Raw genomic sequence first — 26,733 nt, 5'->3', positions numbered from 1 at the left:
TCAGCTCCGATCCCCGGCCCGGTCGGATGGCCTGACTAGCTTCCTTGGCACCTCAAGCATTCCAAGGAGCCACGTTGCGAGTCCTCGCCGTCATTCCCGCCCGCGGAGGTTCGGCGGGCATTCCCCTGAAGAACCTCGCCCAGGTGGGCGGCGTCCCGCTGGTGACGCGCGCCGTCAAGGCGGCTTTGCGCGCCGAGCTGGTCGACCAGGTGGTGGTCAGCACCGACCACGAGGCGATCGCGCAGGCGGCCCGCGAGGCGGGCGCCACGGTCGTCACGCGTCCCGCCGAGCTGAGCGGCGCCGGCGCCTCCAGCGAGTCGGCGGTGCTGCACGCGCTCGACGCGCTCGGCGCCGACCCCGAGATAGCCGACCCCGAGATCGTCGTGCTCGTGCAGGCCACCAGCGCGTTCATCGACCCCGCCGACCTGTCGGCGGCGGTCGGCAAGGTGCTGGACGGCGAGGCCGACGCCGTGCTGTCCGGCGCGCCGAACCACGCCTTCCTCTGGACGCCCGAGGGCGCGGGCATCAACCACGACCGCGCGACGCGGCAGATGCGCCAGGACCGGCCCGCCGAGTTCCGCGAGACCGGCGCCTTCTACGTCATGCGTACGGCGGGCCTGCGCGAGCACGGCCACCGCTTCTTCGGCGACGTCACCGTCCAGCCGGTGCCGGTCCGCCACGCGGTCGAGATCGACGACCCCGAGGACCTGGAGATCGTCAGGGCGCTCGCGCCGCTGGTCGACCTGCCCGAGCCGATCGACGTCGACGCCGTCATCACCGACTTCGACGGCGTGCACACCGACGACCGCGCCTACGTCGACTCCGAGGGCCGCGAGATGGTGCTGGTGAGCCGCTCCGACGGCATGGGCATCTCGCTGCTGCGCCGTTCCGGGGTGAAGCTGCTGGTGATGTCGACCGAGCAGAACCCGGTCGTGGCCGCCCGCGCCCGCAAGCTGGGCGTGCCCGTCCTGCAGGGCCTGGCCGAGAAGCGGACCGTGCTGCGCGACTGGCTGACGATCGAGGGCCTCGACCCCGCCCGCGTGGCGTACGTCGGCAACGACGTCAACGACCTGGGCCCGATGTCGCTGGTCGGCTGGCCGATCACGGTGCCGGACGCGCACCCGAGCGTACGGGCCGCCGCGCGCGTCGTGCTGACCAGGAGGGGCGGCGACGGAGCCGTCAGGGAGCTGTGCGAGCGGGTACTGGCGGCCAGGCCCGAGGTCCCCGAGCCCGCCGCTCCCAAAGCCGCGCTCAGGCTGGGCAGCCCCAAGCCCGTCGCGATCGGTGACGCGCTGGTCGGCGACGGCGAGCCGGTCTATGTGATCGGCGAGATCGGCATCAACCACAACGGCGACCTCGACATCGCCCGCAGGCTGATCGACGTGGCGGCCGAGGCGGGCTGCCAGGCGGTGAAGTTCCAGAAGCGCACGCCCGAGATCTGCGTGCCGGTCGAGCAGCGCTCGCAGATCAGGCAGACGCCGTGGGGCGAGATGACCTACCTGGAGTACAAGGAGCGCACCGAGTTCGGCCGCGAGGAGTACACGCAGATCGCCAAGTACTGCGACGAGCGCGGCCTGCACTGGTTCGCCTCTCCGTGGGACGTGCCGTCGGTGGAGTTCCTGGAGGAGATGGACGTCCTCGTCCACAAGATCGCCTCGGCCAGCGTCGCCGACCACGAGCTGCTGCGCGCCCTGGCCGCGACCGGCAAGCCGCTGATCCTGTCGACCGGCATGTCCACGCTGAGCGAGATCGACCAGGCGGTCGAGATCCTCGGCACCGACAAGCTGATCATGATGCACGCCACCTCCACCTACCCGCTGCCTCCGCAGGAGGCCAACCTGCGCGCGATCACCACGCTCAAGGAGAGGTACGGCGTGCCCGTCGGCTACTCCGGTCACGAGCGCGGCCTGCAGATCTCGCTGGCGGCGGTCACGCTGGGCGCGGTCACCGTCGAGCGGCACATCACGCTCGACCGCACCATGTGGGGCTCCGACCACGCGGCCTCGCTGGAGCCCGCCGGTCTGGAGCACCTGGTGCGCGACATCCGGATCATCGAGCAGGCCATGGGCGACGGCGTCAAGCGCGTCTTCCCCGGCGAGGAGGCGCCGAAGGCCAGGCTTCGCAGGGTCACGGTGTGACGAGGCGTGATCACCCTCTCTGTCGTCGTACCGGTCCGCGACGGCGCGCGCTTCATCCCCGACGCGCTCGCCTCGCTGGCCCGCAACACCCGGCGTGACTTCGAGTTCATCGTCGTGGACGACGGCTCGGCCGACGACACGGCGGCCATCGTCGCCGAGTCGCAGGTGCCGGGGCTGTCCCTGGTGCGTAACCCGGCCCCCGTCGGGCTGGCCGACGCGCGCAACACGGGCCTGAAGCTGGCCTCGGGCGCCTATGTCACGTTCATGGACGGCGACGACTGGCTGGCGCCCGGCTACCTGGCCGAGCTCGTCGCCGCGATCGACGGGCTCGGCTGCGACTTCGTCCGCGTCGACCACGTGCAGGTCGAGGGACGTAAGCGGGTGGTGCACCGGGCTCCGGAGGCGCGCCGGGGCCTGGTGCTCGACCCGCGCGACGCCATCCTGCCCGAGGGCGTCAGGACGATGGTCGACTACCCCTACGCGTGGGCCGGGATCTACCGGCGCTCGCTGGGTGACCTGCTGCGTTTTCCCGGCTCGCTGCACACGGCCGAGGACCGGCCGTGGATCTGGCGCCTGCACCGGCAGGCCGCCTCGTTCGGAGTGGTGTCGCTGGCCGGGCTGTTCTACCGCAGAGGCGTGTCGGGGTCGCTGACCCAGATCGGCGACGAGCGGCAGCTGCACTTCTTCGACGCCTTCGAGCTCGTCTTCGAGGACCTGGAGGCGGAGTTCCTGCCGAAGGCGGTGCGTAACTTCTGCGCGCTGCTGGCCCACCATCTGGAGCTCGCCGGCCGGTTCACGCCCGAGCTGCGGCACCGGTTCGAGACGCGGGGCGCGGCGATGGCGCGGTCGCTGCCGCCCGACCTGGTCGCCGCGGCCGTGCCGCGCATGTCCGTGGAGCGCGAGCAGACGCTGCGCGCGCTGCTGCCTGAGATCCCCGCCGGTGCGCGGGTGCGGAGGGAGGAGCCGTGACGCGGGTTTTCTACGCCTCGACGCTGTTCGGGGCGATGTCGCTGGCGGCGGCGATCGACGCGGGCCACTTCGGCGAGGGCGGGCGCAGGCTGCTGATCGTCTCCACGAACACGGCCGTCCCCGAGGTGTCGACGCCGCTGGACCAGACGCCGGGGTTCGCGGCGCTCCGCTCCCGCTTCGACGAGGTGCGTTCGTGGAACGAGCTCATCGCGCCGCTGCACCCTTCCGACTGGAAGGCGCGCGTCATCGAGGTGCCGATGATGAGCAGGCTGATCGGCACCTCGCTGGGCCTCGACACGGTCGAGGAACTGGTGCTGGAGTCGATCGCGGTCCCGCCCGCGCGCACGATCGCGGGGCTGGTGCGCGACTGCCCCATCACCGTCTACTCCGACGGGCTCATGAGCTACGGCCCGACCCGCGACCCGCTGCCCGCCGAGATCTTCCGGCGCGTCACCCGCCTGCTGCACCTGGACCTGGTTCCCGGGCTGCGGCCGCTCCTGCTGTCCGAGTACGGCGTGCCGGCGGCCACCCTGCCGCCGGAGTCGTTCCTCTCGGTGGTCGGCCAGGTGGCGGCCACCGCGCCCGACATGTTGGCGGGCGAGGCGATGATCCTCGGACAGTACCTGTCGTCGCTCGACATCGTCACCCCCGAGGAGGAGCACGGGCTGCACGAGGCCATGCTGCGCGGGCTGGTCGCGCGCGGGCACCGCAGCGTGGTGTTCAAGCCGCACCCGGCCGCCGGGCACCGTCACACGCAGCTGCTGCGGGCCGCCGCCGAGCAGCTTGGGGTACGGCTGGTCGTGGCGGGCCAGAGTGTGCCCGCCGAGGTATGTTTCGCGGCGCTGCGGCCCTCGCTGGTCGTGGGCTGCTTCTCGACCGCACTGGTGACGGCTTCGCGCTACTTCGGGCTGGAGGTGGCCACGCACGGGACGGCCATGGTGCTGGAGCGGCTCGCGCCGTACGAGAACAGCAACAGGATCCCGGTCACGGTCGTCGACGCGCTGCTGCCCCGGCTGGGCGCCGACGGGGCGCTGGACCCGCCGCCGCCGGTGGAGATCTCCGACCTGGTGGGGGCGGTCGGGTACTGCATGCAGAGCGAGACCTACCCCGAGCTGCGGCCGGTCGCGGAGGCGTTCGTCGCCGAGCACGGGACCGACCGGTACTTCAAGCGGCAGCGGCTCGGGGCGGTCGGGCTGCTGCCGCAAGCTGAGCGGCCCGGCACGCTGAGCCGCATCCGCCGCCGCCTGTCACGCACCGTCGGCTGAGAGCCCCGCGGTCGCCGCCGCTACGTCAGGTGAACGACCTGATGTAGCGGCGGACCTTGCGTTTGGCGCGGTAGCCGACCCGCAGCACCTGGGGCGGCACCTCCACCCGCAGGCGGGCGCGGCGCCGGGCGGCCACGTGCTCGGGCCCGTCGAGCAGGGAGCGCGCGGGCGTGCGCGGCCCGATGACCAGGGCGGTCAGCAGCGCCACCCAGTCGCTACGGCCGGCCGGGTGGAAGTAGTTGTCCGCGCACCACGCGGGCGAGGGAGTGCGGAAGGTGCCGGCCGCCACCTCCTCCAGCGTGCCGAGGACGCCGCTCCCCTCGAACACCAGGTTGATCATCTCGGCGCTCACCCCGAAGTCGGACAGGACCAGCAGCGGCACCTGCTGGGCGATCGCCTCCAGCGCCGCGGTGGAGCTGACGGTGACGAACCCCGCGGCCTGGGCCAGGTGCTCGTGCATCGGCCCGGCCGCGAAGCGGACCGGTGCCGCGAGGCCGAGCTCCCGCCACAGCCGCTGGTAGTGGTGGCGCTCGTTGTGCGTCTGCCGCTCGTCCTCCAGTGCCCGCAGCTTGACCACGACGTCCAGGTCGGGGCGGGCGGTGGCGAGCGCGGCCAGCGAGCGCAGGATCAGCTCGCGGTCCTCGCGCCGCCTGGGCACCTTGGCCTGGGTGGCGAAGACCACCCGGTCGCCGCCGTCGACGGAGGGGATGTCGCGCAGGAACGGCAGCCTGGCCATGCCGACCGCGCCGCCGCCGCCGAGCCGCTCGGCCAGCTCACCGAACTCGGCGACCTCCCTGCCGCTGTGCACGACGAACAGGTCGCAGCCGCTGCGGAACAGCCAGGCCTTCTCGGTCGCGGGCACCGAGATGCCGGGCAGTCCTGTGACGAAGACGGGTCTGGGCCGCAGGCCGTCGAGGACCTCGGCGACCAGCACGTCCACTACCGGGCCCGTGCAGGCCACGAGGATCGCGTCGGGGCGCAGCCGCTCGGCCGTACGCCTGAGCGCCCTGGCCGACAGGACGGGAACGTCCGCTGCCCTGGTGCCCGCGACCGCGGCGGCGATCTGCTCGGGCGAGGGGGTGATCGGGGTGCGCACGACCGCCAGCCGCGTCACGCAGTCGGCAGGCAGGTCGTCCAGGAGGCTGGCCGCCCATTTCAGGTACGAGTCGGAATCGGCCACGGCCAGGACCTTCAACTGGTTACTCCTGTGAACATCTGCAGGTGGGATCGGAGGGAGGGGGCCGCACGGCTGGTCCACCAGTCGTCCGGCACGTGCACGGGCTCGACGGCCACGCCGCGCGGGGACAGCAGCACCCGCAGCGAGCTGATCGCGGTCGAGGGGAGGCTGACCACGCGCTGCTCGGCGGACAGGCCGCGCAGCGTCAGCTCGGCGGGTACGCCGGGGGCGTGGACGGTGATGCCGGGCCGTTCGCGGATCACGGCCAGGTCGACGGGGTCCTCGCGGCGGTGCGGGTAGTAGGCCAGCGGCTCCCGCTCGGCCAGCTCCGTCAGCCAGCGCAGGTAGCGCTCGCGGTGCACCAGGCCGTTCCTGACCAGGGAGGTGCCGAGCACGACGGTCCGCTCGGCGGGTCCAGGGGTGCTCAGCGGCTGCTCGCGCAGCCAGCCGAAGTCGTGGCCGGCCAGCTCGACACCCGCCTGCCGGACGGCCCCGGCCAGCACGCCGTCCACCGGAAGGGCGGTGAAGACCGACAGCGCGCCCCTGCGGGCGGTGGCGCGCAGCCTGCGGGCGGCCAGCAGGCCGAGCGTGTGACGCCACAGGCTCGGGGTGGCGCGGGCCCGCAGCAGGGGCTTGACGGGGCGGGCCGCCAGCAGCTCCAGCAGCCTGATCGTGGCCAGGCCGTCATCGACGATCACGACGCGGCCCGGGCGGAGCGTGACCCAGCGCAGCTGGACCCGGCCGGAGAAGGCGTCGCCGACGGCGTTGAGCCTGCGGGGCATGCGCTCGCTCGACTCGGCGAGCTCGAGGCCTTCGGGCAGGTCGAGCCGGGCGAGCTCGCGTCCGGTCGCCGCGAGCGGGCGCAGCCCGGCGCGCGGCACCACCAGCGTCCGCTCTCCCAGCAGCCCGGCGTGGTGGGCCTCGACGGCGCAGAGCATCTGTAGTGGCGACTCCACCCAGGCCACGGATTCCTGTTCGTTCACGACACGCGCCACGGTAGGACGCCCACTCGAAGTGACAGCCAACGTGAAGTGAACAATGGAGGCATGAACATGAACTCGCTGCTGCTCAACACAGGCGGCGTTCAGATACCGCAACTCGGCTTCGGCGTCTGGCAGATGTCGGGCGACGAGGCGCAGCGGGCCGTGGCTCTGGCGATCGAGGCCGGCTACACCAGCATCGACACCGCCAGGATCTACGACAACGAGGAGGGTGTGGGCCGCGCGATCGCCGGCTCTGGCGTGCGGCGCGAGAAGCTGTTCATCACCACGAAACTGTGGAACGACGAGCACGACAGGGTCGAGGCGGCCTTCGAGGCGAGCCTGTCGAAGCTGGGGCTCGACCATCTCGACCTCTACCTCATCCACTGGCCGGTCCCCGCGCAGGACAAGTACGTCCAGGCGTGGAGGTCGCTGGAGCGGCTCTACAAGGACGGCAGGGTCCGCGCGATCGGCGTCTCGAACTTCACGATCGAGACCCTCACCCGGCTCATGAACGAGACCGACATCGTCCCGTCGATCAACCAGATCGAGCTGCACCCCCACTTCCCGCAGGCCAAGCTGCGCGCCTTCCACGAGGCCAACGGCATCCTGACCGAGGCCTGGAGCCCGCTCGGCCAGGGCAGGGGCCTGCTCGACGAGCCCGCGCTGGCCACGCTGGGCCACAAGCACGGCAAGTCGCCCGCCCAGATCGTGCTGCGCTGGCACATCCAGGTCGGCAACGTGGTGATCCCCAAGTCCGCCACCCCGTCGCGGATCAAGGAGAACATCGACGTGTTCGGCTTCACCCTCGACACCGAGGACATGGCGGCGATCGGCGCGCTGAACAACGGCACCCGCCTCGGCCCCGACCCCGCCACCTTCAACTGGATGGGCTGATCAGCCCCGCGGTGATGGGAAGATCGAGTCATGCGTGACTTGGGTTGGGGCATCGCCGCCACGGGCGGGATCGCCAGGACGGTCGGCGCGGTGATCGCCGCCGAGCCCGGCATGCGGGTGGCCGCCGTGGGCTCCCGCGACCAGGGCAGGGCGGCCGAGCTCGCGGCCACGCTCGGCGCGGAGGCGGCCTACGGCTCCTACGCGCGGCTGTGCGAGGATCCGAACGTCGACGTGGTCTACGTGGCCACCCCGCACGCCCAGCATCTGGAGGTGGCCGAGGCGGCCATCGCGGCGGGCAAGGCCGTGCTGTGCGAGAAACCTCTCACCGCGAGCCTGGCCGACGCCGAGCGGATGGTCGAGCTGGCCAGGCAGGCAGGCGTCTTCCTGATGGAAGCGATGTGGATGCGCTTCAACCCCCTGATCAGGGGGTTGCTGACCGAGGAGCGCTTCGGGGCGCTGCGCTCGGTGCAGGCCTCGTTCGGGTTCGTCATGCCGTACGAGGAGCGGCATCGGCTGTGGGATCCGGCGCTGGGCGGCGGAGTCCTGCTCGATCTGGGGATCTACCCGTTCGGGCTGGCGCAGCTGCTGCTCGGCGAGCCCGCCGAGACCTATCTCACCGGATCGCTGGGGCCCTCGGGCGTGGACGCCGAGGTGGGGGCGCTGCTGACCTACGAGGGCGGGGCGCGGGCGCTGCTGGACACCTCCCTGCTCAGCCCGCTGGCCAACACCGCGACCGTGGTGGGCACGGGGCTGCGGGCCGACATCGCCGCGCCGTTCTGGGCGCCGCAGCGGATCCTGCTGTCGGGGCCGGGCGTGGAGCCGGAGGAGATCGTCCTTGACCCGGCCATGAACGGCTATGCCGAGGAGGTGCGCGAGGTGCGCGCGGCGCTGGCCGAGGGCAGGACGGAGAGCCCGATCATGCCGCTGGAGGAGAGCCTGGCGATGATGCGGATGCTGGAGGAGGCCAGGATCAGGCTAGGCGCGAGATAGCGCGGGCGCTGGCCTCCTCGTGCCCGGATCGCACGGCCTGGAGGAAGTGCGCGCGGGCCTGCTCGGGGCGGCCTTCCCTGTCCTCCAGCAGGCCCAGGTTGAACATGGCGCGCGGGCCCGCCTCGGTGTGGCCCGACTCGATGGCCAGGGTGTAGCAGCGGCGCGCCGCCTGGGTGTCGCCGCAGCAGTCTTCCAGGACGCCCAGGTTGAACATCGCCCTGGGGGTGGCGGCTCTGCCGTACCAGTGGCGGGCCTCGTCGAGGCGGCCGCGCTCGTCCTCGATCAGCGCCAGGTTGAAGGCCGCCCGCTGGGCGGCCACGGGATGACCGGTTTCGATCGCCAGGAGATACCATCGCCGGGCTTCGTCCGGACGGTGTCCGTCTTCCCGCAGCCCCCTGTTGAACAGGTCCTGTGGCGACATGACCTGACCGTAGATGATCGCCGTACCTTTATCAATTTGTAAGGTACTTGCCCCGTGTATTACCTTAGGCTCCACTCGAGGCAAAAACCGGGCAATCCGGACATTGCCAGACATTGCAATCATCACAGGATCGCCTGTGACCGCTGAATCCGCACCACGCGGAACCGGGGACCCAATCTCTCTGGGGTGAATCGGCACATCGTGCCGTAGGGCAGCTTCACGTCCGAACCCGTCAGCTAACCCGGTAAGCGGCAGGAAGCTAGCAAGGAGTCCCCCTTTTCATGGCAAAGCACCGTCGTAGCCGTGCCCCGAAGCTCACCTACGCGAATGCCGCGCTGGGCGCACTCGTCTTCGCAGGCGCCCTTCTTCCCACCCACGCCGCCCAGGCCGACAAGCTCCCCCTTGCCGACGGCCCGCGGGTAGCCGCCCTCGCCAGCCCTCCCAAGGAGGACACCAGCAGGGTCGACACCGCCAGCAAGGCCCAGACCAAGGCGATGCCGAGCGCCGCCGTGGTCCTCGCCGAGGCCAAGAAGCAGATCGGCGTCAGGGAGAACTCCCGCGGCGGCGGCACCAAGTTCCAGGACTGGTACGTCAACTCCCAGCGCGCCAGGGAGACCGTCGCCAGGGACGGCGGCAACGTCCGCGCCTACGCCAACGCCGCCTGGTGCGCGATGTTCGTCTCCTGGGTCGGTGAGCAGACCGGCGCCCGCACCCAGGTCGGCTGGGACGCCTACACCGTCACCCACGCCAGGTGGTTCAAGGCCAACAAGCGCTGGGGCAGCGAGCCCAAGCCCGGCGCGGTCGTCTTCTTCTCCTGGAAGGGCGGCAAGGACCTCGACGACATCCGGCACGTCGGTTTCGTCGAGAAGGACAACGGCGACGGCACGATCAGCACGATCGAGGGCAACACCGGCAACGGCGTGGTCGAGCAGCGCGTCCGTCCGAAGTCGCAGGTCGTCGGCTACGGCTACCCCAGCTACGGCGCCTGACGACTCGCTCGCCTTCCCCCGGCGTACGACAGCGGCCGCGCGCCCCGCGCGGCCGCGGTCGTTTCCGGGTCCTGGTTCTTATGCCTCGGCCAGGACCAGGGTGAAGTCTCCCGCGGGGTCGGTGTAGCGGCGGCGCACCTCGAACCCGGCGGCGGCGAGCTCGTCCCGCAGTCCCTCCGGCCGGAACTTGGCGCTGATCTCGGTACGCATCTCCTCCCCCCGGACGAAGTCCACCGACAGCCCGAGTCCCCCGATCCGCACCCGCATGTCCCTGCTCGCCCGCAGCCGCATCTCGATCCAGTCGTGGCGCGCGTCGTACAGCGCCACGTGCGTGAACGCCTCCGGCTCGAAGTCGGCGTCCAGCTCCCGGTTGATCACCCGCAGCACGTTCCTGTTGAAGGCGGCCGTCACCCCCGCCGCGTCGTCGTATGCCGCCACCAGCCGCCCGGTGTCCTTCACCAGGTCGGCCCCGAGCAGGAAGGTGTCCCCAGGCCGGAGCGTGGCCCGCAGTTCCTTCATGAACACCTCCCTGGCGGCCGGTTCGAGGTTGCCGATGGTGCCGCCGAGGAAGGCCACCATCCGCCGCCCGGCACGCGGCAGCAACGCCAGGTGGCGCTCGAAGTCGGCGCACACCGCCCGCACGGCCAGCCCGGGGAACCGGCCGGCCAGCCGCCGCGCCGCAGCCGCGAGGGTGACCGCGTCCACGTCCACCGGCGTGTAGGCGCGCAGCGTGCCCGCCGCCGCGAGCGCGTCCAGCAGCAGCACGGTCTTCTCGCTGGTGCCCGAGCCCAGCTCGACCAGCGTGTCCGCACCGCAGGTCGCCGCCACTTCCGCGGCGCGGGCCCGCAGGATGGCCAGTTCGCGCCGCGTCGGGTAGTACTCGGGCAGCCGGGTGATGCGGGAGAACAACGCGCTGCCCTCGGCGTCGTAGAACCACTTGGGCGGCAGCCACTTGGGCGAGGCCGTCAGCCCGGTCCTGACGTCGTGTTCGAGCGCCTGGCGCAGGTAGTCGCGGTCGAGATGGTTGATCACATGCACGGTCGGGTGGCTGACGAACACAGGGCCTCCTGGGGTGAGATCACAACGGCTGGACGCGGACGTCGTCGCGGGTGACGGTCAGCAGGCTGCGCTCGGGAACGGCCTGCCAGCCGGGCAGGTCGTCGAGCGGCTCGCTGGCCACGCGCACGCCGTCGTGAAGCCGGTGGTGGAAGAGCGTGTCGCCCCAGACGGTCGCGGCGATCGACGCGCCGTCGCAGGCGAGCAGGTTCAGGCGGGCGGCGGGGTCCTTCTCCCCCGCCCGGACGACGACCTCGGTCAGCGCCTCGCCCAGGCCGAGCCCGGCGCGCCCGCGCAGGAACACGGCGGCGGCCACCCAGGCGGCGTCGCACGCGCTCTCCGCGCGATCGGCCAGATCGTGGGTCAGATCGTCGACAAGATCGCGCAGCGCGTCTCTGACGACGCGCCCGTTGTGGCTGAGGAGCCAGCCCCGATCGGCGAACGGCGCGGTGGCGCTCTCCTCGATCGGCATGCCCACGGTGGCCGAGCGCACGGCCGCCAGCAGGCAGGTCGAGCGAGCGACCTGCGCGAGCGCGGGCAGATTGGCATCGGTCCAGATGGGTACGGCACGCCGATACCGGACCGGCTCGGCCCGCCCGGGGTCGTACCAGCCCATGCCGTACCCGTCGGCGTTGATCAGGCCGTAGCGCTGGCGCCGCGGCGCGTACGACTGCTTGAGCAGGCCGTGCTCGGGCTCGTGGATGAGCCAGGTGAGCGGGCGCGCGGCGCCCAGCCAGGCCGCGTGCCTGCACATCAGACCGGCTCCGAGCGGGCGCAGCGGAAGCCGGTGAAGATCTGCCGGCGGATCGGGTAGTCCCAGTTCCTGAACGTGGTCCGCACCGCCGCCGGGTCGGCCGCCCACGAGCCGCCGCGCAGCACGCGGTAGTCCTGGCCGAAGAACACCTCGCTGTACTCCTTGTACGGGAAGCTGCGGAAGCCGGGGTAGGGCTGGAACCAGGAGGCGGTCCACTCCCACACGTCTCCGACCATCTGCTCGGCCCCGTACGCGCTGGCCCCGGCCGGGAAGGCGCCCAGCGGCGCGGGGTGGGCGGCGCGGTGGCCGAGGTTCGCCCGATCGGGGCCGGGAGCCTGCTCGCCCCACGGGTAGCGGCGCGCCCTCCCGGCCTCGGGGTCCCAGCCGCAGGCCTTCTCCCACTCGGCCTCGGTGGGCAGCCGCTTACCCGCCCATCGGGCGTAGGCGTCGGCCTCGTACCAGCTCACGTGCTGGACCGGCTCGTCCATCGGGACGGGCTCGGTACGGCCAAAGCGGGTGCGCCACCAGGCGCCGCCTTCCCTGGTCCAGAACAGCGGGGCGAAGACGCCGCTGCGCTGCCGCCACTGCCGGCCCTCCGCGGACCACCAGCGCGGATCGTCGTAACCGCCGTCGTCGATGAACGCCGCGTAGGCGCGGTTACCGACGGGGAGCCGGTCGATCCAGTACGCGGGCAGGTCGACCCGATGGGCGGGCCGTTCGTTGTCGTAGGCCCACGGCAGCGTGGCGGTGCCCATGAGGAAGGGGCCACCCGGCACGAACACCTCCTCGGGGCCCGCGTTCCGGCCCGCTGGCAGGTCGCCCTGCCTGACCAGGCCCGGCTGCCCTGACAGCTGCAGCGTGGCGAGCATGGTCTCGTCGTGCTGGTGCTCGTGCTGGATCACCAGGCCGAACACGAAGCCATCGCGGTGCAGCGGATCGGGACCGTCCAGGTCGATCGTGTCGAGGACGTCGAGCACCCGCCCGCGCACGCCCTCGATGTAGCGGCGGGCCTCGGCAGGGCCGAGGATGGGCAGGCTCGGGCGGTCCTTGCGCGGAGTCTTGAACGCGTCGTAGATGTCGTCGATCTCGGGGCGGAGCGGGTCGATCCCGGCGGCCGCGCGCAGCACCCAGAGCTCCTCGTAGTTGCCCACGTGCGCCAGGTCCCACACCAGCGGCGACATCAGCGGCGAGTGCTGGCGCACCAGCAGGTCGTCCTCCGCCGCCGTGTAGGCGAGCGACCGGTCGCGCACCGCGATGAGCTCGGCGGCGATGCGTTCCTTGAAGTCGTTCATTCCCATCCCTCGTCGGTCAGCCAGGCCGGTACGCGCCGTGCCGGCGCCGGGTCCATCAGGTCGGCCGCAGGGGAGCGGCCGGGTGTGACGTAGCGGTCGGCGAACGCGGCCACCTCGCCGACCAGGCCGGGGGCCGCTCCGAGGCGGGGCAGCGCCTCTAGCGCGGCGCGGAAGCACGCCTCCGCGGCCCGGCGCAGGCGCGGATCGGTGAGCCCGCACCGCGCCGCCACTGTCCAGAGCTCCCTGTGCGGCCACCTGAACTGCCCCCTGAACTGCTCCGTGGCGGCTAGCGCGGCGTCGGCGGCCCGGTCGTCGGTGACGAGGGCGTGGGTCACGGCCACGCACACCGGCCAGGCCGAAGGGTGCTGGGCATCGAGGTAACGGATCTCCAGCCAGCCCCTGGGCCGCACAGGAGGGAAGACCGTCGTGGCGTGGTAGGCCAGGTCATCGGCGGTGGGCCGCCGCTCACCCTCGCCGCCTGAAGACGCGGCCTTCAGCCAGTCGCGGAACGTCGAGCCGTCGCGGACCGGGCGACAGCGCTGCCCGTCCTCGCGTACCAGCATGAGCCTGGCATCCAGCAGGTATTCGGCCCAGTCCGCGGCAGGATCGCCCGAGGCGGGCACGGGCGAGGTCCTGGTGCGGTCGAGTCGATCCCAGACGGCCTGGCGGCCCGACATCCAGCCGCACGGCTCGCCGCCGCTGAGCGGCGAGTTGGCGAAGGCCGCCATCAGCACGGGGCCGAACGCGTGCGCTCGTTCCCAGCGCGCCGCCGGCCGCTCGCCCAGGTCCAGGTTGACCTGGATCGAGGCGGTCGAGCACATCATCAGCGGCCCGTACGGCACGCCGAGGAACTCGGCCATCGCCTCGTATCGGGGCAGGCGCAGCTGGCGGCGGGCCGGCCGTACCGGATCGAGGCCCAGCCCGACCAGCGCGAGTCCCGCCGCGCGGAGGGCGTCGCGCACGGCGGCCACGTCGGCGGCCAGGCGGGCCAGCGCGTCGTACAGCGGGCCCGGCGGGCCGGACAGTTCGAGCTGGCCGCCCGGCTCGAACGTCACCCTGCTGCCGCCCGGCAGAACCGGCAGGGCTCGCTCGACCCTGGCCAGCGGGACGTGACCGGCCGCCGCCGTCCTGTCGAAGACCAGGAACTCCAGCTCGACACCCACGCGATCCGCTGCGGCGGGGCGGAAACAGCGGCGCGCGAAGTCCGCCACCTCCGAGGCGTCCAGCAGCGGCGTGTCCTCAGCGGTCACATGGCGCATGGGTCTACAGACCCGCGAGCCGCGCGAACGTTACAGGCGGATGCTCGGAATCTGCTGGGACGTGACCGACACCAGGTCACGGGCTCGTTTCACGCACGGGGCCGGCTCGGGGTGCGATTCGCTTCACGCACGGACCGCCGGGAGAGGCGCTCCAGGGGCCGGCGGCGGCTCGTCGCGGGCCACCTGGACGCGTCCCCGCGTCCGGGCCACCGCACCGATCCCCTGGGCGCGTGCCCCGCGCGTCCAGGGCACCGCGGCGGTCTTCACGACGCCCGCGCTGGGAGGATTCACCCCGTTCCCGACCGCCGCCCCTCGCGGAAGGCGGACAGGAGCCGGTCGCGCATGCCTGCCTGGAGCTTCTCAGCAGGCGGGTCGCCAAGGGCGGTGATGGTCACGCGGAACTGCTCGACGTGCCGCTCGCACCCCTCGCAGGCGGCCAGATGCGCCCGCACGCCGTCGCGAGCCGGCTGGTCGAGGGCGTCGTCAAGGTAGGCGGTGATCACTTCCACCAGTTCGTCGCAGGTGAACCGCTTCACGACGTGCCGCCCCTATCCCCGGGAGATGAACCGTTTCACTTATTGTGGCTCGCGCAGGTAACGGAAGGGAGCCCGCGAACTATTCTGGCCGCTTCGCGGACTCGACGTAGTCAGCCAGCCGGCCGCGCACCGCCGAGCGGGCGCGATGCAGCAGGACCCGCTGGTTGGCCGCGGAGATCTCCAGGATCTCGCACACCTCGTCGGAGGTGCATCCCTCCACATCGCGCAGCGTGATCACGATCCGCTGCTTGGGAGGCAGCGTGGTCAGGGCTTCGGCGATCAGCCCGCGCACCTCCGCCGCCAGCGCCTCGCCCTCGGGCGTGGGCCATGACGCGGGGACCTCCTGCCACCCGCCGGGCGGCACCGGGCCGAGGCCCGCGGACCCGCCGCCGTCCTGCTCGAAAGCGCTCCACGGCAGCGTGCGGCTCTCGCGCATGCCACGCTTCTTGGCGGTGTTGACCAGGATGCGGTAGACCCACGTCTTGACCGAGGACCGGCCCTCGAAGCAGTCGATCCCGCCGATCACCGCCAGCCACGTGTCCTGGACGACCTCCTGCGCGGAGTGGTCGGTGGACACGTAGGACCTGGCCGCTCGCAGCAGGCCTCCTGACCAGGTGTCCAGCAGCTCCGCGAACATCGCCTCATCGCCGGCGCGCAGGGCCGTGACGAGGACGTCATCCGGGGGCAGCCCTCCGCCCGCGAAAGACCCCACGATCGCTTCCCCTCCGGTCGAACGCTGGGACATTCATGACCTCGGGCCGGGCCGATGCCCGGCGTCGCCCGCGGCGGGGCGATACCGTCCAGGCTAATCTCTCCCCCCGACGTTCTTCCTTCCCGCTCCGGCAGGTGAGGCCACCTCGTGCGTATGCTCGGAGAGCGAGTGCCTTCTCGGAGAGCGAGTGCCTTCTCGGAGAGCGGGTCCGGCGAATCGGTGAGGAGCCTGCCATGCGGCGGTCGGAAAGGCTGCTCTACGCGGCGAACGGGGTCGATCTTCGCGTCGCGGACATCGCGCTGACCGACGGCGAGCACGTGGAGCGGCCCTTCATCCGCACCCTTCGGGCCGCCGGCGCCGTGGTCTTCCATGGCGGGCGCGTCCTGCTGCTGTGGCGGCACCATCTCATCACCGACACGTGGGGGTGGGAGATCCCGCTCGGCGAGATCGGCCCGGACGAGGAGCCCGACGCCGCCGCGGCCCGTCACGTGGAGGAACAGACCGGCTGGCGGCCAGGACCGCTGCTGCCGTTGATCCGGATCCGCCCCGCCGGGGACGTCGCCGACTGCGATCACCTGATCTTCGTCGCCCACCAGGCCTCCGCCGGCGCCGCACCGGCCGGCGACCACGAGGGCGTGCGGGCCGAGTGGGTGCCGATGATGCGCGTCCAGCCGCTGATCGACGAGCAGGCCATCACCTCGGCCACCACCTCGGCGGCCCTGCTGCACTTCCTGGCCGACCTTCTGCGGGCCCGCGCGTCACATTAGATCTCCCGCCTGGGTATGAGTGACAGCATGATCTTATTGAGGCGGACGGTCCGAGTCGCCGTGCTCACTCTCGTGGTCATCCCGATCATCGCCGTCGTCACCGCACCGCAGGCGGCGGCAGACCCGCGCAGCCGGTCATCCGCCGAGGCCGGGGCCATGGCCCGCCGCATGCTGGCCCAGCTGAAGGTCGCCAGGCCGTTGTCCATCCGGGGGTACAGCCACCGGCGCTTCCAGCCCCGGTGGGCGCACCACAGGGGCCGGTGCGACGCACGGGAGGCGATCCTGGCCCGCGACGGGCGGCGCGTGCGCAGGAACGCGGCCTGCCACCCGGTCAAGGGTCGCTGGTACAGCCCGTACGACGGCAAGTGGCTGAAGAGCGAGAGGCTGATCGACGTCGACCATGTCGTACCGCTGGCGTATGCCTGGCGTTCCGGCGCCAGGAACTGGAGCCAGGCGCGGCGGCGCGCCTTCGCCAACGACCTCACCAGGCCCGAGCTGATAGTGGTCAGCCACTCGGTCAACATCGCCAAGGGCGGCCAGGGACCGCAGAGCTGGCGGCCGCCGCGCCGCGGCTACTGGTGCCGCTACGCGACCTCGTGGATCACCGTGAAGCACCACTACCGGCTCTTCGTGACCCGGAGGGAGAAGGTGGCCCTGCTCAACATGCTCCGCACCTGCCGAGGGTGAGGAGGCGGCGCGGTCACAGCGCATGTCCTCCGGCCACCTGAAGCACCCGCGAAAGCGCGGGCGATCGCCGCGCCGATCCCCCCGTCGGCGCCGGTGACGAGTACGACCCTGTCCGCGAGCCTGGTGTCGACCATGACGAATCGCCTTCCCTGAGGTCAGCCGGGGAACAGCAGGAACTCCGGGGGCACGGCGGCGGTGAGCCACACCCCGTTGGCGCTGACCATGAACGCGTGCCCCGCCGTGTGCATCTCCCCCGCGGCCACCACCAGGACCACGGGGACCCCTCGTCGCGACCCGACCCTGACGGCCGTCGCCCGGTCGGCCGACAGGTGGACGTGCCGCCTGGACATGGGCAGCAGCCCCGACCGCCGGATGGCGGCCAGGTTGCGGCCCACGGTCCCGTGGTAGAGCACGGGCGGTGGCTCCACCGGCGTCAGGCCCAGGTCGACCGGCACCGAGTGTCCCTGGCTCGCCCTGATGCGGTCGCCGGACACGGCGTAGCGCCGCTTGTCGTTGTCGGCTACCACCGTGTCCAGTTCGGCCCTGGTGATGGGGAAGCCGTGCAGGCCCGCGGCGGCCAGCAGTTCGTCGATCGGCACCCAGCCCTGCTCGTCCAGCGTGATCCCGATCGCCGCGGGGTCGTGGCGCAGGTGCCTGGCGAGATACTTGGAGATCCGGACGGTCCTGTCGCTCATGCGGGCATTGTGCCGACCGCCCGCCGTACCCGGCAAAGGGGTTACGGCGGGCGGCGGCGCACGGTCAGCCGCCGCAGGCGGCGAAGACGAACGTGTCCTTGAGAATGGTGTAGGCGTCACGGACCCTGGTCGCGCCCGAGGTCACATCGTGCTGCAGGACGGTCATCCTGGTGGCCTTGCCGTACTGCGAGACGTGCAGCGTCACCTGGTTGCCGCCGGTCCAGTCGATCTTGTGGACGGTGCCGTCCTTGGGCAGCTTGATCTTGTGCTGGCCGGCGACCTGGCCGGTGGAAAGGTCGTAGAGCATGACCTTCTTGTCCCCGACCAGCACTGCGAGCGTCCTGCCGTCGGCGTGGAGGGCGTAGGGGCCGTTGGCGGCCACGAGCTGCGGCGGCGTGTCGCTCAGCAGCCGGCCGCCGGACAGGTCGTGAACGTGCAGCCCCACCTCGGACTCCTCGCCCTCCGTGCTGACCAGCACCTTCTGCCCGTCGCCGCTGAAGCCGACGAAGGCGCTGTGCTTGGGCAGCGTGCCGAGCCTGCCGCCCGTCGCGGTGTCGAACAGCCGCACCCTGTCGGCGATGACCGCGAGCCTGGCGCCGTCGTCGGACAGTTGCAGCGTCACGTCGTACTGGTTGGTTCTGGCGGGCAGCGCGTCGGCGGCCAGCGGCTTGACGCCGCCCTTCATGGTCCGCACGACCAGCCGTCCGGCCTTGGTGTAGTAGGCGACCTTGGTGCCGTCGCCGGAGACCGCCATGGGGGCGACGGCGTAGTCGACGGGCTTGCCGTCGGTGCCGAGCGCCCGCACCTGGGCGTCCTTCAGCAGCGTGACCTCGCCCTTGTGGGAGACCAGCCGCCAGGTGCCGCAGGGCACGACGTTGCCGTCCTTGCGGGGGCAGCCCTTGGCGGAGGCGTAGCGGATGGCGTCGCCCCTGCTGGCGGCGTGGCTCTTCGTGTGGTCATGGCCCGGTCCGGCGTACGCGGCCGCGCCCTGCGCCCCGAGCATCGCCATGGCGACCGCGATGGCGGCAAGGATCCTGATCTTCATCTCGTCACTCTCCCGCCGTCAGCCAGGTGTCGTGCCTGGCGGTGAACGTGTAGGCCGCGACGTTCCTGACCGCGCCCGTGTCGGTGTCGACGGTGAGCACCCGTACCACCGTCGGCTTGCCGTCCCCGCCCGACTGCGTCTTGACCGTCAGCCGGTCTTGGCCGCTCCACTGGGCGTGGTAGATCTCGGCGCCCTTGCCCAGCCGGACGTCGACCGCCGCGCCCAGCCGGTCGGACACCAGGTCGTACAGGCGCAGCTTGGGCTTGGCTCCGGTGAAGACCGCCACCGTACGGCCGTCGGCAGCCAGTGCCCGCACGGTCGCGTTGGCCACCACCTGCGGCGGGACCTGGGAGATGGCGCTGCCGTCGGTGCCGTGGGCGACGAGCGCGGTGGTGTTGTCGTCGTTGTAGCGCAGGGCGAGCGCCTCGTCGCCGTCGCCGCTGAGGCCCTCGAGATCGTCCGCCGGCGGCAGCTTCACGATCTTCCCCGTGGCCACCGTGACGATCTTGCCGGGCTCCTTCTCCTCGTCGTCGTGGTACTCCAGCAGCACCCTGTCACCGGTGGGCGACAGCCGTACCCACAGGATGTCGGTGCCGCGCCTGGTCAGCGACTTCGGCAGCAGCGTTACCCGGCCGCCCGCCGCCCTGCGTACGGCCAGGCGGTGGTCACTCCCTCGCTCGTAAACGATCCACCGGCCGTCGTCGCTGACGGAGAACCTGGCGGTCTCGTCGGTCCCGCGCCCGCGGGCGTCCACCGAGGTGGCGGCCGCGTCGGGCACCTTGATCACCTTGCCCGAGCTGAGCCGTAACCGCCAGGAGCCGCAGGCTCGGCTGATCTCGTCCTCGATCTCGCACGCGCCCACCCACGCGACTCGTGCCGTCGCCGCGCTGTCGGCGTGGGCGAGCGTGGGCAGGCCTACCGCGGCGGTGGCGACCACCGCCGCGCCCAGAAGTGTCCTTCGCATCGTGCCTCTCCTCCTCCTTCACCCGGTTGGACTCCCGGAGGTGTGGAGAGGTTGGTCACAGGTGGGACACGGCTCAGCGGGCGGCGCCGGACGGCTCGTAGGCGTGCAGCAGCAGCCGCTCGGCGTCGTCGAGGTAGCCCTCGAGGAAGGCGGCCGCCTCCTCGGCGCGGCCGGCGAGCATCAGCTCCAGCAGTTGCCTGTTGCGCTCGACGAACTGCTCGTGCAGCGCGCGGGGGTTGTGCATGACGTGGAAGACCAGGCGCAGCTCGGCCAGCAGTTGCCGCATCGCCTCGTTCAGCCGCGGGCTGCGGTGGAGGGCGACCAGCGCCTGGTGGAAGCGGCTGTTGGCGGTGCCGACGTCCTGCCAGCGGTCGGCCAGGGCGGACCGCTCGGCCTCCTCGACCGTCTCCTTGATCAGCGCGAGCGCCTCGGGCGGGGCCGCGCGCCGTACGGCGGCCACTTCGAGGACCCGGCGCATCCGGTAGAGGTCGGCGACGTCGGCGGCCGACAGGACGCGGACGAAGACGCCACGGTTGAGCTGGTGGTCGAGCAGCCGCTCGTGGCCCAGCAGTCTGAAGGCCTCGCGCAGCGTGTTGCGTGAGACGCCGAGCGCGCTGCCGATGGCCTCCTCCGACAGCCGCTGCCCGGGGGCGAACCGGCCCTCGATGATGTGCTCGCGCAGGATGTCGGCCACCCGCTCGGCCGTACTGCTGCGCCCCAGCCGGGCCCGTTCGTGCTCCAGCGCCGCCACCGCGTCTTCCACAGACAACAGGAAATCATCGAACAAAACTCTTGTCGAATTGTTCAACGATCCTTAGATTCGAGGATTAACACCCCCCTCCCATCTAGGAGCGATGACAATGCACCAGACGCGGCGAGTGATCCTCGCCAGCCTGATCGGCACGTCGCTGGAGTGGTACGACTTCTTCCTCTACAGCACGGCGGCGTCGCTGGTGTTCGGCAAGCTGTTCTTCCCGACGTTCGACCCGCTCAGCGGAACCCTGCTGGCCCTGGTCACCAACGCGGTCGCGTTCGTGGCCCGCCCGCTCGGCGGCATCGTCTTCGGCCACTTCGGCGACAGGGTGGGCCGCAAGACGGTGCTCGTGGTCACGTTGCTGGTGATGGGCGTCTCGACGTTCCTCATCGGCGTGCTGCCCACCTATGACGCTATCGGCGCGGCGGCGCCGCTCCTGCTCGGGCTGCTCAGGTTCGTCCAGGGCCTCGGCCTGGGCGGCGAGTGGGGCGGCGCGGTCATCATGTCCATGGAACACGGCGATCCGCGGCGGCGCGGCTTCAACGCCAGCTGGCCGCAGGTCGGCGTGCCCGCCGGCTTCCTGCTGGCCACGGCCCTGCTCGGGCTGCTGCACGCCACCCTGTCGGAGGCCGCGTTCCTCTCCTGGGGCTGGCGGGTGCCGTTCCTGCTGTCGGGCGTGCTGGTGCTGGTCGGCCTCTGGGTCCGGGTGAAGATCACCGAGTCGCCGCTGTTCGCCGAGGTCGAGCAGAAGGGCACCAAGGCCCGGATGCCGCTGATCGAGGTGCTGCGCACGCACCCGCGCGCGCTGCTGTCGGCCTTCACCGCCCGCATCGGCGTGGACGTGGCCTTCTACACCTTCACGATCTACATCCTGCTCTACATCACGGGCGTGCTCGACATGGACCGCTCGGTCGGCCTCAACGCGGTCCTCATCGGGTCGGCCTGTCAGCTACTGCTGATCCCGCTGTTCGGCGCGCTGTCCGACAAGTACGGCAGGCGCACCGTCTATCTGGCGGGCGCGATCGGCGCGGCCGTCTGGGTCTTCGTCTTCTTCCCGCTGCTCGACACCAAGTCCTTCCCGCTCATCGTGGTGGCGGCCGTGGTCGCCCTGGTGACCCACGCGGCGATGTACGGCCCGCAGGCCGCCTTCATCGCCGAGCTGTTCAACACCCGCCTGCGCTACAGCGGCGCGTCGATGGGCTACCAGGTGGCGGGCATCATCGGCGGCGGCATCGCGCCGATCATCGCCCTCCAGCTCTACGCCACCTACCAGACGACCATCGCCGTGTCGATCTACGTGGTGCTCGCTCTGGCGATCACCGCCTTCGGTCTCGCGATCGCCCCCAGGGTCGAGGACGTGGACAGGCCCGTGCCCGAATCCGTCTGACAGCCGCGAAAGGAATGTGGGCGGCGGCTGCCACCGCCGCCCACCAGGCAGGCGCCGCCGCCGAGGGCCCGGCCGTCAGAAGTAGACGCCGCAGCGCAGGATGACGTTGGCGTACGGCCTGGCCTCCCCGGTCCGCACCACCAGCCTGACCCCCTTGACCATGCGCTTGAGCTCCTCGTGCGGCACGTGCTCGAGGCCGGGCAGCCGGTCGGCGAGCAGAGCCGCGCAGGCGGGGTTGGCCTCGGCCACCTCGCCCGCGGCCACCGCGCCCTCGACGACGAGCTCGGCCAGCAATCCGTCGAGCACCTCGGCGAAGGACGGCACGCCTGGCACGAAGGCCAGGTCGACGGTCTCGGTACCGGGCGGGATCGGCATCCCGCTGTCGCAGACCAGCACCTGGTCGGTGTGACCGAGCCTGGCCAGCTGCCCCGCCAGGGCGGCGTTGAGTATCCCCGTGCGCTTCACAACCCCTCCAGGCCCGTGCCCCCGCGGCCGTGGTCAGCTCGCGAACTCGGCGATGTTCTCCTTGGTCGCGACCTTCACCGGCACCGCCACGACCTTCGGGATGCTCTCGCCCTTGGCCGCCTTGACCGCGCCTTCGACGGACTGGCGGCCGAGGAGCTTGGGCTGCTGGGCGACGCTCGCGGCGAGCGTGCCCTCCTGGATGGCCTTCAGCCCGTCGGGGGTGCCGTCGAAGCCGACGACCTTGACCTCCTTGCCGGCCTTCGCGCCCAGCGCCTTGATCGCGCCGAGCGCCATCTCGTCGTTCTCGGCGAAGACGCCGGTGATGTCGGGGTGCGACTGCAGGAGGTTGGTCATGACGTCCAGGCCCTTGGTGCGGTCGAAGTCCGCGGGCTGCTGGGCAACTACCTTGATGTTCGGGAAGGCCTTGATGCCCTCCGCGAAGCCCTGGCCCCTGTCGCGCGAGGCGGAGGTGCCCGCCACGCCCTGGAGCACCACGACGTCGCCCTTTTCGCCGAGCTGCTTGGCCAGCTCCTGCGCGGCCAGCTTGCCGCCCTCGACGTTGTCGGAGGCGACGGTCTGCGCCACCTCGGCGCCGTTGACGCCGCGGTCGGCGGCGATCACCGGGATCTTGACCCGCTCGGCCGCCTTCACGGCGGGCGCGGCGGCGTCGGAGTCGACCGGGTTGATGACGATCGCCTTCATGTTCTGGCTGGTGAAGTTCTGGACCTGGTTCACCTGCTGGGAGGCGTCGTTCTGGGCGTCGGTGACGGTCAGCGCGACGCCGAGCTTCTTGGCCTCCTCCTCCGCGCCGGCCTTCAGCTGGACGAAGAAGGGGTTGTTCAGCGTGGAGACCGTCATACCGATCTTGATGTCGCCGCCGCCGGCGGGCGTGGACCCTCCGGAGCCGCCGGAACCGCAGGCGGCCAGGCCGAGCGCGAGCGCGGCGCCTGCCGCGATGATGCCGAGTTTCATGATGGTTGCTTCCCCTCAGGTTGCTGTTCTGCGGCGCAGGGTGTCGACGAGGACGGCGAGCGCGATGACCACGCCGATCACGACCTGCTGCCAGAAGGCGGAGACGGACAGGAGGTTGAGGCCGTTGCGCAGGACGGCGAGGATGAGCGCGCCGACGAAGGTGCCGAAGGCGCGGCCCTTGCCGCCGGACAGGCTCGCCCCTCCGATGACGACGGCGGCGATGGCGTCGAGCTCGTACCCGGCCGCGGCCTGCGGCTGGGCGGAGGCCAGGCGGCTGGCCAGGACGATGCCGGCCACCGCGGCGAAGCCGCCCGACAGGCCGTAGGTGATGAGCTTCTGCCTGTTGACCTTGATGCCGGACAGCCTGGCGGCCTCCTCGTTGCCGCCGATGGCGTACATCGCGCGGCCGGCGTAGGTGCGGTTGAGGATGACCGCGGCGATGACGCCCATGACGAGCATCACCAGGACGGGGACCGGCAGATAGCCCGCGATCGTGTCGCCGACGTGGGAGACCGCGTCCGGCATGGCGATCGGGCTGCCCTGGGAGATGACCAGCGCGAGGCCTCTGGCGATGCCGAGCATGGCCAGGGTGGCGATGAAGGGGGGAAGCTTGCCGTACGCGATGAGCGCGGCGTTGACCAGGCCGCACACGACGCCGACGGCCAGGGCGATCACCGTGGCCAGCGGCCACGGCAGGCCCGAGGTCGTGGACAGGTAGGCCAGCGTGATCGCCGACAGCGCGGCCACGGAGCCGACCGACAGGTCGATGCCGGCCGTGATGATCACGAAGGTGGAGCCGAAGGCCAGGATGGCGGTGACGGCCGCCTGCACGCCCACGTTGAGCAGGTTGCTCACGCTGAGGAAGTCGCTGGACAGCAGCGACAGCGCGACCGCCAGGACCACCAGCGCGGCCAGCGCGCCGTTCTCCGAGAGCAGGACTCTCGCTTTACTGGACACGAGTACCCTCCACCTCGGTGACGGCCAGCGCCATCACCGCGTCCTGTGTCGCCTCGTCGGCGGGCAGTTCCCCGACGAGCTTGCCTCTGGCCATCACGAGCACCCTGTCGCTCATGCCGATCACCTCGGGGAGATCGCTGGAGATCATGAGGACGGCGTGGCCGGAGGCGGTGAGTGAGTTGATCAGTTGGTAGATCTCGACCTTGGCTCCCACGTCGATGCCGCGCGTGGGCTCGTCGAGGATGAGCACCCTGACATCGGCCAGCAGCCACTTGCCGATGACGATCTTCTGCTGGTTGCCGCCGGACAGGGTGCGGACCTCCTGGCCCAGCCCGCTCATCCGGACGCCGAGCTGTCCTGCGACCGTGGCCGCCGCCTTGCGCTGCCCCGAGCGGTCGACGAAGCCGCCGCGGGTGGCCCTGGCGAGCGTGACCAGGCCGAGGTTCTCGGCGACGTCGGCGCCGAGCACCAGCCCCTGGCCCTTGCGGTCCTCCGGCACCAGGCCGAGGCCCGCCGCCATCGCGGCGTCGATGTCACCCGAGCGCAGCCGCCTGCCGGCGACCGCGACCTGGCCCGCGTCGTAGCGGTCCGCGCCGAAGATCGCCCTGGCGACCTCGGTACGGCCGGCGCCCACCAGCCCGGCCAGCCCCACGACCTCGCCCGCCCGCACCTCGAAGGAGACGTCGTCGAACGCGCCGCGCTTGGTCAGCCCGTCGACCTTCAGCAGCGCCTGCCCCGGTTTGTCGGCCTCACGCGGGTACTGCTGGTCGATCGGCCGGCCCACCATGAGCCTGACGAGCTCGTCCTCGGCCGTGTCCGCGGGCACCTCGGCCACCGAACGACCGTCGCGCAGGACCGTCACCGTGTCGCCGATCTGGGCGATCTCCTCCAGGTGGTGGGTGATGAACACCACGGCCACACCGTGGTCGCGCAGCTGCCTGACGATGGCGAACAGCTTCTCGACCTCGCTGGTGGTCAGCACAGCGGTCGGCTCGTCCATGATGAGCACGCGCGCGTCCAGGGCCAGCGCCTTGGCGATCTCGACCATCTGCATGCGGGCGATGCCGAGCGAGCCGGTCCTGGTGCGGGGGTCGAGGTCGAGCCCGACCCGGTCCAGCAGCTCCTTGGCGTTCCTGTGCATGGCCTTGACGTCGACGAAGCCGAACTTCCGCGGCGGGCGGCCGAGCGACAGGTTCTCCCCGACGGTCAGCTCGGGCACCAGGTTGAACTCCTGGTAGATGGTCGCGATGCCGAGCCGCTGCGCGTCGCCCGCCGTACGGATGTCGACCTGGTGCCCGTCGAGCAGGATGCGCCCCTCGTCGGGATGGTAGGCGCCGGACAGCATCTTGATCAGGGTGCTCTTGCCCGCGCCGTTCTCGCCGAGCAGGACGTGCACCTCGCCCGTGCGCAGCCGCAGGTCCACCCCGTCGAGCGCGAGGACTCCGGGGAACCGCTTGCGCAGGCCCTCGACCCTGAGGATCTCCTGGCTCATCTCATGCACCCTTCCTTTCACAGGACCTGCGGACGACCAGCTCGGCGGGCAGCTCGACCGACTGGCCGACGCGCCCCGCGACGCGGTCGAGCAGCAGCCGTACGGCTCTGCGGCCCAGCTCCGCGGTCGGCTGGGCGATCGCGGTGATCGGGGGGTCGACGTGGGCGAACCACGTCACGTCGTCGAAGGAGGCGACGGCCACGTCGTCGGGGATGCGCAGGCCTCTGGCCCTGATCTCGTCGAGGCCGCCCAGCGTCATCAGGTTGTCACCGAAGAAGATCACCTCTGGGGGTTCGGCCAGGTCGAGCAGGCGCCCGGTGATCGCCCGTCCGCTGCCTTCGCGGAAGTCGCCGGCGGCCACGTACTCGGGCCTGACCTCGAGGTTCGCCCCGGCCATCGCGGCGACGAACGCGTCGGTCCGCTCGCGGCCCGTCGACAGGGTGGCCGGTCCAGAGGCGAAGGCGATCCTGGTGTGGCCCATCGCCTTCAGGTGCGCCACGAGCTCGGCGATCGCCCGCGCCCCGTCCGCGCGCACGAACGGCACGTCGAGGCCGCTGATCGTGCGGTCGAGGAAGACCAGCGGCCTGCCGGTGGAGACGAGCTCCTGCACCAGCGGGGTGACCTCGGCGGTGGGGCAGATGAGCAGGCCGTCGACGCGCTGGCCGACGAGGGTGCGCACGTAGTGGTCCTGCTCGGCGGCCCGCTCGTCGGCGTTGCCGATGATGACGGTGTAGCCGGCGCGTCTGGCCTCGTCCTCCACCCCCCTGGCCAGCTCGGTGAAGAACGGGTTGAGGATGTCGCCGATGATGAGGCCGAGCGTCATGGTGGCCTCGGTGCGCAGCGAGCGGGCGACGGCGTTGGGCACGTAGCGCAGCGCGGACATGGCGGCGTAGACGCGGTCGCGGGTCTCCGCGGTGACCGACGGGTTGTCGTTCAGCACGCGGGACACCGTGGCGACCGAGACGCCCGCGTGAGCGGCCACGTCCTTGATGCGTGCCATGCGTCCTCCATGAAATCGATTACATCACCTTAGGTAATCGATTACATGGAAGTAAACGGCAAAAGTTGTGACCTGCGTCACCCTTTGTCCTGATATTTGGGCAGATAGCGGGC

Annotated in this window: 27 protein-coding genes and 1 riboswitch; of the genes, 9 read left to right on the top strand and 18 right to left on the bottom strand. The window is 71.4% G+C overall.

Going from position 1 to position 26,733, the window contains the following annotated elements; all coding sequences use genetic code 11:
* The first annotated feature begins 74 nt into the window (after nucleotides 1–74).
* From ACFXJ8_RS13850 to ACFXJ8_RS13840, 3 genes are read left to right on the top strand one after another with little or no spacing between them, the layout of a single operon-like run.
* Complete coding sequence (locus ACFXJ8_RS13850) at nucleotides 75–2,138, top strand: N-acetylneuraminate synthase family protein (protein ID WP_379644221.1); 2,064 nt, start codon at nucleotides 75–77, stop codon at nucleotides 2,136–2,138.
* Nucleotides 2,139–2,144: 6 nt separating this feature from the next.
* A complete protein-coding gene (locus ACFXJ8_RS13845) occupies nucleotides 2,145–3,107 on the top strand; it encodes a glycosyltransferase family 2 protein (RefSeq protein WP_379644220.1) in 963 nt (320 codons plus the stop codon).
* Nucleotides 3,104–4,372 (top strand): alpha-2,8-polysialyltransferase family protein, encoded by a 1,269-nt coding sequence (locus ACFXJ8_RS13840; RefSeq protein ID WP_379644219.1) that lies wholly within the window; start codon nucleotides 3,104–3,106, stop codon nucleotides 4,370–4,372. Before ACFXJ8_RS13845 ends, ACFXJ8_RS13840 begins: the two co-directional genes overlap by 4 nt.
* A 25-nt stretch (nucleotides 4,373–4,397) precedes the next feature.
* On the opposite strand, the gene ACFXJ8_RS13835 is transcribed toward ACFXJ8_RS13840, so the two are convergent.
* Both ACFXJ8_RS13835 and ACFXJ8_RS13830 read right to left on the bottom strand, forming a co-directional pair.
* The gene (locus tag ACFXJ8_RS13835; RefSeq protein WP_379644218.1) at nucleotides 4,398–5,552 is read right to left on the bottom strand and encodes a DUF6716 putative glycosyltransferase; all 1,155 of its coding nucleotides are present in this window, start codon (nucleotides 5,550–5,552) and stop codon (nucleotides 4,398–4,400) included.
* Nucleotides 5,553–5,563: 11 nt separating this feature from the next.
* The gene (locus ACFXJ8_RS13830; RefSeq protein ID WP_379644217.1) at nucleotides 5,564–6,532 is read right to left on the bottom strand and encodes a hypothetical protein; all 969 of its coding nucleotides are present in this window, start codon (nucleotides 6,530–6,532) and stop codon (nucleotides 5,564–5,566) included.
* Nucleotides 6,533–6,601: 69 nt separating this feature from the next.
* On the opposite strand from ACFXJ8_RS13830, the gene ACFXJ8_RS13825 reads away from it, so the two are divergent.
* Together ACFXJ8_RS13825 and ACFXJ8_RS13820 are read left to right on the top strand one after the other, a co-directional pair.
* A complete protein-coding gene (locus tag ACFXJ8_RS13825) occupies nucleotides 6,602–7,426 on the top strand; it encodes an aldo/keto reductase (RefSeq protein WP_379644272.1) in 825 nt (274 codons plus the stop codon).
* A gap of 30 nt (nucleotides 7,427–7,456) precedes the next feature.
* On the top strand, nucleotides 7,457–8,416 hold the full coding sequence (locus tag ACFXJ8_RS13820) for a Gfo/Idh/MocA family protein (RefSeq protein ID WP_379644216.1): 960 nt from the start codon (nucleotides 7,457–7,459) through the stop codon (nucleotides 8,414–8,416).
* Here the strand turns inward: ACFXJ8_RS13820 and ACFXJ8_RS13815 are convergent.
* Nucleotides 8,397–8,837: a tetratricopeptide repeat protein gene (locus ACFXJ8_RS13815; RefSeq protein ID WP_379644215.1), complete on the bottom strand. Its 441-nt coding sequence runs from the start codon at nucleotides 8,835–8,837 to the stop codon at nucleotides 8,397–8,399. The genes ACFXJ8_RS13820 and ACFXJ8_RS13815 overlap by 20 nt on opposite strands.
* A gap of 131 nt (nucleotides 8,838–8,968) precedes the next feature.
* A riboswitch (cyclic di-AMP (ydaO/yuaA leader) is annotated at nucleotides 8,969–9,103 on the top strand.
* A 15-nt stretch (nucleotides 9,104–9,118) separates the two neighbouring features.
* Between ACFXJ8_RS13815 and ACFXJ8_RS13810 the strand changes: the two genes are divergently transcribed.
* On the top strand, nucleotides 9,119–9,826 hold the full coding sequence (locus ACFXJ8_RS13810; RefSeq protein WP_379644214.1) for a CHAP domain-containing protein: 708 nt from the start codon (nucleotides 9,119–9,121) through the stop codon (nucleotides 9,824–9,826).
* Between the two features lie 78 nt (nucleotides 9,827–9,904).
* On the opposite strand, the gene egtD is transcribed toward ACFXJ8_RS13810, so the two are convergent.
* The 6 genes from egtD to ACFXJ8_RS13780 all read right to left on the bottom strand — a co-directional run bounded on the left by egtD (nucleotide 9,905) and on the right by ACFXJ8_RS13780 (nucleotide 15,435).
* Complete coding sequence (gene egtD / locus ACFXJ8_RS13805) at nucleotides 9,905–10,885, bottom strand: L-histidine N(alpha)-methyltransferase (protein WP_379644213.1); 981 nt, start codon at nucleotides 10,883–10,885, stop codon at nucleotides 9,905–9,907.
* 19 nt (nucleotides 10,886–10,904) lie between these two features.
* On the bottom strand, nucleotides 10,905–11,636 hold the full coding sequence (egtC, locus tag ACFXJ8_RS13800; protein ID WP_379644212.1) for an ergothioneine biosynthesis protein EgtC: 732 nt from the start codon (nucleotides 11,634–11,636) through the stop codon (nucleotides 10,905–10,907).
* Nucleotides 11,636–12,928 carry an ergothioneine biosynthesis protein EgtB gene (gene egtB / locus ACFXJ8_RS13795; RefSeq protein ID WP_379644211.1) on the bottom strand — a complete coding sequence of 431 codons (1,293 nt, stop codon included), beginning with the start codon at nucleotides 12,926–12,928 and terminating at the stop codon, nucleotides 11,636–11,638. Before egtB ends, egtC begins: the two co-directional genes overlap by 1 nt.
* Nucleotides 12,925–14,187, bottom strand: a complete 1,263-nt coding sequence (egtA, locus tag ACFXJ8_RS13790; RefSeq protein WP_379644210.1) for an ergothioneine biosynthesis glutamate--cysteine ligase EgtA — start codon at nucleotides 14,185–14,187, stop codon at nucleotides 12,925–12,927. The genes egtB and egtA overlap by 4 nt, the downstream gene beginning before the upstream one ends.
* A 287-nt stretch (nucleotides 14,188–14,474) precedes the next feature.
* Complete coding sequence (locus ACFXJ8_RS13785) at nucleotides 14,475–14,723, bottom strand: anti-sigma factor family protein (RefSeq protein ID WP_379644209.1); 249 nt, start codon at nucleotides 14,721–14,723, stop codon at nucleotides 14,475–14,477.
* A gap of 79 nt (nucleotides 14,724–14,802) precedes the next feature.
* Nucleotides 14,803–15,435 carry an RNA polymerase sigma factor gene (locus ACFXJ8_RS13780; protein WP_379644208.1) on the bottom strand — a complete coding sequence of 211 codons (633 nt, stop codon included), beginning with the start codon at nucleotides 15,433–15,435 and terminating at the stop codon, nucleotides 14,803–14,805.
* Nucleotides 15,436–15,668: 233 nt separating this feature from the next.
* On the opposite strand from ACFXJ8_RS13780, the gene ACFXJ8_RS13775 reads away from it, so the two are divergent.
* The gene (locus ACFXJ8_RS13775; protein ID WP_379644207.1) at nucleotides 15,669–16,202 is read left to right on the top strand and encodes an NUDIX hydrolase; all 534 of its coding nucleotides are present in this window, start codon (nucleotides 15,669–15,671) and stop codon (nucleotides 16,200–16,202) included.
* A gap of 27 nt (nucleotides 16,203–16,229) precedes the next feature.
* A complete protein-coding gene (locus ACFXJ8_RS13770) occupies nucleotides 16,230–16,889 on the top strand; it encodes an HNH endonuclease family protein (RefSeq protein WP_379644206.1) in 660 nt (219 codons plus the stop codon).
* A 155-nt stretch (nucleotides 16,890–17,044) separates the two neighbouring features.
* Here the strand turns inward: ACFXJ8_RS13770 and ACFXJ8_RS13765 are convergent, their stop codons facing one another.
* From ACFXJ8_RS13765 to ACFXJ8_RS13750, 4 genes are all read right to left on the bottom strand, one after another.
* Nucleotides 17,045–17,584 (bottom strand): RNA 2'-phosphotransferase, encoded by a 540-nt coding sequence (locus ACFXJ8_RS13765; protein ID WP_379644205.1) that lies wholly within the window; start codon nucleotides 17,582–17,584, stop codon nucleotides 17,045–17,047.
* Nucleotides 17,585–17,648: 64 nt separating this feature from the next.
* Nucleotides 17,649–18,629: a WD40 repeat domain-containing protein gene (locus ACFXJ8_RS13760; RefSeq protein ID WP_379644204.1), complete on the bottom strand. Its 981-nt coding sequence runs from the start codon at nucleotides 18,627–18,629 to the stop codon at nucleotides 17,649–17,651.
* A gap of 4 nt (nucleotides 18,630–18,633) precedes the next feature.
* The gene (locus ACFXJ8_RS13755) at nucleotides 18,634–19,593 is read right to left on the bottom strand and encodes a hypothetical protein (RefSeq protein WP_379644203.1); all 960 of its coding nucleotides are present in this window, start codon (nucleotides 19,591–19,593) and stop codon (nucleotides 18,634–18,636) included.
* Between the two features lie 73 nt (nucleotides 19,594–19,666).
* Complete coding sequence (locus ACFXJ8_RS13750; protein WP_379644271.1) at nucleotides 19,667–20,356, bottom strand: GntR family transcriptional regulator; 690 nt, start codon at nucleotides 20,354–20,356, stop codon at nucleotides 19,667–19,669.
* A gap of 91 nt (nucleotides 20,357–20,447) precedes the next feature.
* Here ACFXJ8_RS13750 and ACFXJ8_RS13745 point away from each other — a divergent pair, with 91 nt between their 5' ends.
* Nucleotides 20,448–21,734: an MFS transporter gene (locus tag ACFXJ8_RS13745; RefSeq protein ID WP_379644202.1), complete on the top strand. Its 1,287-nt coding sequence runs from the start codon at nucleotides 20,448–20,450 to the stop codon at nucleotides 21,732–21,734.
* A 75-nt stretch (nucleotides 21,735–21,809) separates the two neighbouring features.
* On the opposite strand, the gene rbsD is transcribed toward ACFXJ8_RS13745, so the two are convergent.
* From rbsD to ACFXJ8_RS13720, 5 genes are read right to left on the bottom strand one after another with little or no spacing between them, the layout of a single operon-like run.
* Entirely contained in the window at nucleotides 21,810–22,199 is a 390-nt protein-coding gene (rbsD, locus tag ACFXJ8_RS13740) for a D-ribose pyranase (RefSeq protein WP_379644201.1), read from the bottom strand.
* 33 nt (nucleotides 22,200–22,232) lie between these two features.
* The gene (locus ACFXJ8_RS13735) at nucleotides 22,233–23,171 is read right to left on the bottom strand and encodes a substrate-binding domain-containing protein (RefSeq protein WP_379644200.1); all 939 of its coding nucleotides are present in this window, start codon (nucleotides 23,169–23,171) and stop codon (nucleotides 22,233–22,235) included.
* A 15-nt stretch (nucleotides 23,172–23,186) separates the two neighbouring features.
* Complete coding sequence (locus ACFXJ8_RS13730) at nucleotides 23,187–24,128, bottom strand: ABC transporter permease (protein WP_379644199.1); 942 nt, start codon at nucleotides 24,126–24,128, stop codon at nucleotides 23,187–23,189.
* Nucleotides 24,118–25,620: a sugar ABC transporter ATP-binding protein gene (locus ACFXJ8_RS13725; protein WP_379644198.1), complete on the bottom strand. Its 1,503-nt coding sequence runs from the start codon at nucleotides 25,618–25,620 to the stop codon at nucleotides 24,118–24,120. Before ACFXJ8_RS13725 ends, ACFXJ8_RS13730 begins: the two co-directional genes overlap by 11 nt.
* Nucleotide 25,621: 1 nt before the next feature.
* On the bottom strand, nucleotides 25,622–26,620 hold the full coding sequence (locus ACFXJ8_RS13720) for a LacI family DNA-binding transcriptional regulator (protein ID WP_379644197.1): 999 nt from the start codon (nucleotides 26,618–26,620) through the stop codon (nucleotides 25,622–25,624).
* Nucleotides 26,621–26,733: the final 113 nt, after the last annotated feature.

The sequence above is a fragment of the Nonomuraea sp. NPDC059194 genome (genome assembly GCF_042754765.1).
Lineage (GTDB): Bacteria > Actinomycetota > Actinomycetes > Streptosporangiales > Streptosporangiaceae > Nonomuraea.
Note: the sequence above shows the minus strand (reverse complement) of the source record. Positions and strands in the feature narration are given on the sequence as shown.